Origin of the sequence: Providencia sp. PROV209 (assembly GCF_028479485.1) — a bacterium.
Lineage (GTDB): Bacteria > Pseudomonadota > Gammaproteobacteria > Enterobacterales > Enterobacteriaceae > Providencia > Providencia alcalifaciens.
The window spans coordinates 1-4,389 of sequence record NZ_JAMPNR010000032.1 but is presented as its reverse complement, the minus strand read 5'-3'; the positions used below and the strand labels follow the sequence as shown (position 1 = coordinate 4,389).

Genomic DNA, 4,389 nt, shown 5'->3' with positions numbered 1-4,389 from the left:
TTAGATTGTCCCTCTAAGACACGGAATCGGTGGTTAAACCACATCAACCAAGCAAGGATTAAATTCGCTTGTATTCTTTCTTTACAGGAGACAAATCAGGAGATAATTGAGAACATCGGGGAAGTGGTGCTGATAGGCAGATTCGAACTGCCGACCTCACCCTTACCAAGGGTGTGCTCTACCAACTGAGCTATATCAGCACATCTTGGAGCGGGCAGCGGGAATCGAACCCGCATCATCAGCTTGGAAGGCTGAGGTAATAGCCATTATACGATGCCCGCAATGAACTCGGCTACCTGAGTTATCAGCTGTTAAACTGTTTTTCCGTAAAGCTCACAGAAGCTTTTTGGAGATGGTGGTGGGAGAAGGATTCGAACCTTCGAAGTCTGTGACGGCAGATTTACAGTCTGCTCCCTTTGGCCGCTTGGGTATCCCACCTATCCAAATTTTTAATGGTGCCGGCACCAAGAGTCGAACTCGGGACCTACTGATTACAAGTCAGTTGCTCTACCAACTGAGCTATGCCGGCATCAAGTGCTGCGCATTCTAGGAAGACTGAGCGCATGTTGCAACAAAAAAATTTAATTTTTTGTTCATTTGCTCATATTTTATTCACTTTTTGCGATTTTGTTGATTTTTTATCTGTTTTAAGATTAAAACATCAACAACAGCCATTAACTATAATCCATTATAATCTGGGGAGTAAAGCTTCACTGTTGAGTTTCATTTCGTTGATTGCGAGTTTTTTATCCACTATCACAGTTTTTCTTCTTTTTTGATCGTTTAGTTTTTCAACAAAAATGTGCTTTTTTTTTGCATACGTCAAAAAAAATTCACATAAAACACAAAAAATCCTACGCCTCCCCCTCTTCACTCGCTATGATGCTACCAAATTTTATGGATATGGGTGTTTAGGCAACCTGTCCAACCTGCACAAAATAGGCAGATGTTGGTTTATGAAACAGAAAGAAAATTTTATGACAACACCATATTTAGAGTTTGATAGAGAACATTGGGCCACTTTGCGTGATTCCGTTCCTCTAACGCTATCATCTAGTGAGCTTCTTGAGCTTAAAGGTATCAATGAAGAACTATCCATGGATGATGTCATCGAAATTTATCTTCCTTTATCCCGTTTGCTGAATTTTTATATCAGCTCTAATTTACGCCGTCAGGCTGTGTTAGAACAATTTTTAGGAACTAATGGCGCGAAGGTTCCTTACATTATTGGCATAGCTGGCAGCGTCGCTGTAGGAAAAAGTACGACGGCCCGTTTACTACAAGCATTATTAACGCGTTGGCCTGAACACAGGAAAGTCGATCTGATCACGACGGATGGATTTTTATATCCAAACCAAGTTTTACGTGACAAAGATATAATGAAAAAGAAAGGCTTTCCCGAGTCTTACGATATGCGCAAATTGGTCAACTTCGTTTCTCAGATAAAATCAGGAGCTCGTCATGTTGCCGCTCCCGTTTATTCACATTTGACCTATGATATTGTTCCTGACCAGCAACAAATTATTGATCAACCCGATATTTTAATTTTAGAAGGGCTAAACGTTCTACAGAGCGATATGGACTACCCTCAAGATCCCCATCATGTTTTCGTGTCAGATTTTGTTGATTTTTCTATCTATGTTGATGCGAACCCTCAACTACTAAAACAATGGTATATCGGGCGATTTTTGAAATTTAGACAAGGTGCGTTTTCCGATCCTGATTCATACTTTCACAATTACTCTAAACTCAGTGAAGAAGAAGCGGTGAATGTAGCCAGTTCAATTTGGGATGAAATTAATGGTTTAAACCTTGAAGAGAATATCTTGCCAACAAAAGAACGCGCAAGTTTAATCATGACGAAAGGTGAGAATCACTCTATTCAAAATGTAAGACTACGGAAATAATTGATAAGGCCGGTTACGGTTAATACCGGCCTATTTAACTAATTTTCATTTGATCTTAATGATATTTCACCGCCAATATAGGGAATAATTTCTCCATTTTCTTTTTGCAATAATAACGCCCCTTGCTCATTAATTCCCTTTTCGACACCAACAATAATATCATTTCCAATCAATAACTTAACATTTCTTTCTAAAAAGTTGTCTAATTCAAACCAACGAGACAAAAATGGCTTTAATCCCTGCTTTTCAAATATTAATAATGATTTTTTTAATGCGTTGATAATATTGCCAGCTAATTCGTTTCTTTCAATATTTTCAACTTCATCAGTTAAAGCAGACCAAGCTTGATTAATTGTTTCATCTTTTTTAATAATACTTTTATTCATACCAATATTGATACCAATACCAATAATAATATGTGCTGCATCCCCTGTTTTGCCTGTTAGCTCAACCAGGATTCCTGCTAGCTTTTTATCATTCATATAGAGGTCATTAGGCCATTTAACTTTGACCTTATTTCCGCATAACTTATTTAAAGTTTCAGCAATCACAATTCCAACCACTAAACTCAATCCAATTGCCGCAGCGGGACCTTGCTCTAATTTCCAATAAGTTGAAAGATATAAGTTACATCCAAATGGTGAAATCCACTGACGACCGCGGCGACCTCGCCCTGCACTTTGATACTCTGCTAAACAAGTATCTCCTGATTGCAAATGAGGGATCCTATCCAGCATATATTGGTTAGTAGAATCAATAACGGGTTCGACAATAATCTGGGTGCCAGTAACATACTTCTCAATACACTGTTTATTTAACAAATTGATCTGCATAGGAAGCTGATAGCCTTTACTCGTGATAGTTTGGATATCAAGACCCCATGAGCGCAATGTTTTAATATGTTTATTAATTGCCGCTCTCGTCATTCCTAAGCGTTCACCCAGCTGTTCGCCTGAATGAATCTGCCCATCCGCTAAAATATCAATAATTTGTAATGGAATACTCATTTCTTTCATCGTATACAGTCCACTGCATTCAATTCGCCTTGACGCCCAATGAATCGAACTTCTGGTTCTAAGAAAATATCGAAACGTTGTGCAACTGTATTACTTACATATTTAGCAAGCTCTACAATATCCTTTCCCGTCGCATTATGTTTATTTATCAACACTAATGCTTGTTGAGTATGAACTGCTGCACCGCCTAATTGGTAGCCTTTTAAGCCACACTGGTCAATCAACCAACCTGCTGCTAATTTTACATTTCCATCAGCCTGAACATATTGAGGGCAATTAGGGTAACTAGCTTTGATTGTCTCTGCGAGTTCAGCAGATACGACTGGGTTTTTAAAGAAGCTACCAGCATTACCTGTTACAGCGGGATCAGGTAATTTACTTCTGCGAGTCTCACATACCGTCTCAAACACATCTGAAGGCGTTACAGTGTTAGGATCGAGCTTAGCTAAATCTCCATAGGCTAGCTTTGGTGACCATTGCTTAGAAAAGATTAACCCAACGCTGATAATCGCATGAGAATGCTGATATTCATGTTTAAAAATACTATCTCGATACCCAAAATTGCATTCTTCCGCAGGGATACGAGTGATCCTACCTGTATCCAAGCAGAGGATATCCACATACTCACAAACATCTTTTAGCTCTAACCCATAAGCTCCAATATTTTGTATCGGTGCAGAGCCTACGCATCCAGGGATCAGCGCTAAGTTTTCTGCGCCATATATTCCCTTATGAAGCAATGTTTCAAGTAGCTGATGCCAATTTTCCCCTGCATATGCATGTACATGCCAAGCATCTGCAGAATCAGTAATTTCGATACCTTTAATTCTGTTTACAATGACCACACCGTCAAAATCTTCAATAAATAACACATTGCTTCCCCCGCCTAATAACAGTACAGGAAGATTGTCATTTTTTGCTGTTGTCCACTGTTGGTACAGAGCATCAGCGCTTTGTACAATGTTCACTTTAATAGCTTTGGCGTCAATACCGAAGCTATTAAGCGATTTGAGTTCGGCGGTCAGGTTCATTGCTACCTTCATTTTCAAATAAGATCTAAGATTTTATAAGTCTATCAGCCTGACCTAGCAGTGAATAGCATGTAGATGGAAATAATATGAGAAGTAAGAAACTGAGAAGAATTTTCAAAAATACAAATCGATAGATAGCAAAAAGCCACCCATTGGGTGGCTTCTTATATTTAAAACCTAGCAGTTCCCTACTCTCACATGGGGAGACCCCACACTACCATCGGCGCTACGGCGTTTCACTACTGAGTTCGGCATGGGGTCAGGTGGGACCACCGCGCTATTGCCGCTAGGTAAATTCTTTTAAATTATTTTAGTATTCATGGTGCTGATACCCAGATTCGAACTGGGGACCTCACCCTTACCAAGGGTGTGCTCTACCAACTGAGCCATATCAGCAATATGGTGCGGTCAGTCAGTACTGACACAACCTTAAAA

General features: G+C 39.5%; 3 protein-coding genes, 5 tRNA genes and 1 rRNA gene. 1 reads left to right on the top strand and 8 read right to left on the bottom strand.

All coding sequences use genetic code 11. The features are described from left to right. Nucleotides 1–124: 124 nt before the first annotated feature. The 4 genes from PR795_RS18035 to PR795_RS18020 all read right to left on the bottom strand — a co-directional run bounded on the left by PR795_RS18035 (nt 125) and on the right by PR795_RS18020 (nt 529). Nucleotides 125–200, bottom strand: a tRNA-Thr gene (locus PR795_RS18035). Between the two features lie 6 nt (nt 201–206). Then, nucleotides 207–281 (bottom strand) — tRNA-Gly (locus PR795_RS18030). A gap of 72 nt (nt 282–353) precedes the next feature. Further along, a tRNA-Tyr gene (locus PR795_RS18025) sits at nt 354–438 on the bottom strand. A gap of 15 nt (nt 439–453) precedes the next feature. Then, nucleotides 454–529, bottom strand: a tRNA-Thr gene (locus PR795_RS18020). Between the two features lie 427 nt (nt 530–956). Between PR795_RS18020 and coaA the strand changes: the two genes are divergently transcribed. Further along, nucleotides 957–1,907: a type I pantothenate kinase gene (gene coaA / locus PR795_RS18015; RefSeq protein WP_006663523.1), complete on the top strand. Its 951-nt coding sequence runs from the start codon at nt 957–959 to the stop codon at nt 1,905–1,907. Between the two features lie 38 nt (nt 1,908–1,945). Here the strand turns inward: coaA and birA are convergent, their stop codons facing one another. The 4 genes from birA to PR795_RS17995 form a co-directional block, all read right to left on the bottom strand. Then, nucleotides 1,946–2,923 (bottom strand): bifunctional biotin--[acetyl-CoA-carboxylase] ligase/biotin operon repressor BirA, encoded by a 978-nt coding sequence (gene birA, locus PR795_RS18010; protein ID WP_036963972.1) that lies wholly within the window; start codon nt 2,921–2,923, stop codon nt 1,946–1,948. Beyond that, nucleotides 2,920–3,954, bottom strand: a complete 1,035-nt coding sequence (gene murB, locus PR795_RS18005; RefSeq protein WP_006663521.1) for a UDP-N-acetylmuramate dehydrogenase — start codon at nt 3,952–3,954, stop codon at nt 2,920–2,922. The genes birA and murB overlap by 4 nt, the downstream gene beginning before the upstream one ends. Before the next feature lie 175 nt (nt 3,955–4,129). Then, nucleotides 4,130–4,245 (bottom strand): 5S ribosomal RNA (gene rrf, locus PR795_RS18000). 29 nt (nt 4,246–4,274) lie between these two features. Next, a tRNA-Thr gene (locus PR795_RS17995) sits at nt 4,275–4,350 on the bottom strand. Between the last annotated feature and the right edge of the window lie 39 nt (nt 4,351–4,389).